Origin of the sequence: Plesiomonas sp. ZOR0011, from assembly GCF_000800945.1 — a bacterium.
Lineage (GTDB): Bacteria > Pseudomonadota > Gammaproteobacteria > Enterobacterales > CAMTGL01 > Plesiomonas > Plesiomonas shigelloides.
In genome coordinates this window covers 1-1,900 of record NZ_JRKB01000006.1, presented here as the reverse complement: position 1 = coordinate 1,900, position 1,900 = coordinate 1, and the positions used below count along the sequence as shown (strand labels likewise).

The 1,900-nt window shown below is 45.4% G+C and carries 2 protein-coding genes; both read right to left on the bottom strand.

Annotation, left to right across the window (positions count from 1 at the left end; translation table 11 throughout):
• Positions 1 to 677: 677 nt before the first annotated feature.
• Positions 678 to 989 carry a hypothetical protein gene (locus L975_RS00385; RefSeq protein ID WP_156121033.1) on the bottom strand — a complete coding sequence of 104 codons (312 nt, stop codon included), beginning with the start codon at positions 987 to 989 and terminating at the stop codon, positions 678 to 680.
• Positions 974 to 1,642, bottom strand: a complete 669-nt coding sequence (locus L975_RS00380; protein WP_047706617.1) for a lytic transglycosylase domain-containing protein — start codon at positions 1,640 to 1,642, stop codon at positions 974 to 976. The genes L975_RS00385 and L975_RS00380 overlap by 16 nt, the downstream gene beginning before the upstream one ends.
• Positions 1,643 to 1,900: the final 258 nt, after the last annotated feature.

The following is a 1,900-nucleotide window of genomic DNA, read 5'->3' as shown; positions in this document are numbered from 1 at the left end:
CCGGCACACAGATGACCACTGGCCGCGAAGCGGTTAGAGGGCACTCTGTGTATGCTGGCTTAGTCTTTTAAATCGGTTGTTGGCGAGCGAAGAAAAAGGGGGGTGAAGGCGTTCATGTGGAAAAGTAGGGACAGTAAAAACTGCCCCAGACTTTACACACAATCACTCTGACCGATCAGCTAAACGGAAAGAAACGCTCCGCGATCAATAACTTTTTCTAGATTTTAAATGCAAAAAAGCCGAGAAGGCTTGCACCAACTCGGCTTAGTTGCTCTAATTCTTTGCGGCGTGTGCCTGCTACGAACCAGACCTCAGAAATCTAATCGTAGCAGGGCTGGCTAGCAATGTCACTACCAGCTAAACACCATTCAACGACATAAAACCACACACGCCAACTCAAAACTTCAGGTCTACGCCCCGGACTCCGGCAGGATAAACAGGCAAACGGTGGGAGAAATTTCTGAGACTCCCTAACCAGCTCGGGAAAGAAGCTGGCTCTACCCCGTCTCGCTGTACGATAACAAGCACCTGATAAAGTGAAGTTAAGAGACATGGAAAGTGTAGGATTTCTGAACTGGCACACTCTCCCTAAAAACCTGAGAACACCGCAAGCGATCTAGGCGCAGGTCGCTACGCTCCCGTTTTTTTGGTGTACCCACCACGGGGGCATTAGGCTTTTATTGTGTTTTTTTTGTAAAACGCCTCAATATACGCTGCCAAAGAAGAATGCTCACTGAGGTGAGCAGGTAAAAAATCAGTCCGTAAAACAAAGCTACGCCAACATATAAAGAGAATGTTTTTAACACCGCTAACACGCTGAGCTGGCAAGAAAAAGGGTCTACTTTTCGCCCTTCATCAATAAAGACGATACACAGCTCTGAACCTTCATTCATACTCACGGCAGCAAAGGCTGCTAAACACCCAACGCCGATAGATACAACACCGACAAACCAAGCAAAAAACCTATGTAACCTCATCGCATCTTCCACAAGACTTGTTTGCTAATGGCATCAACACGAGCTCCGTAATCAGTAACAGACTCAGCCCCTGTAAAGTTATATATGCTCGCAACCTTTCTTATCGTTGGGTTCGGTACTCGAGCTGAAATGCGCTTTAGAATAACGGCACCAGTTCTTATGTTTGCCACAGGATCATTTATGATTTGATCTTTTGTATACCCAAGCTCTTGGGCTATACCGCCCCATGTTTCATAAGATATGTTCATTGGTCTAAATGTGCGGTTCTGCGGGTGAAGCCTGTCGTAATACCCATGCGTGGACTCCATGTACACAACAGCTTTTAAAAGACTTGGGTTTAAATCCATTTCCGTTGCCGCAGCATCAATAATTCCCTCGTTTGCGTCCACTTCATCAAAAAAATCCAACTCGATCAGCGGCTTTCCTGATTTTGCATTTACGTTTTCGGCAATTTCAAATATCGCAGGCTCATTTTTAATGATGCTATCAACCCGCTCTCTTTCCATATTGATAATTGGAGCTGATGAAAAATACTGTTCTTTTGGCGGGGTTAGATAAACGGGATCATCCCTGAAATACTTTATCGGATCAGGCTCGATACTTTTCCGCGGGTTCTGCCATAACCCTAATCCACGGCCATACAGCATAAACTTATCGTGCTCCACAAACCGACTCCATTTGGTTACATAATCACGAGTCAAATTGTGTCATGAATGAAGGATTTACCATAACACCCATTTACCGCACTACAGACAGCGAAGGGTAAGAGACAACATGAATCCGGCGAACCCTGAGCCAAACCCACCGAAAAACTGAGACATGATCAAGATAGTGAGAAGCGAGATGATGGCCAGCAAAAACAGCGGCGCGATAGGTCTAGACATACCAAGTCCTTTTTAATGCAGAAATCCTAATGCGCACTA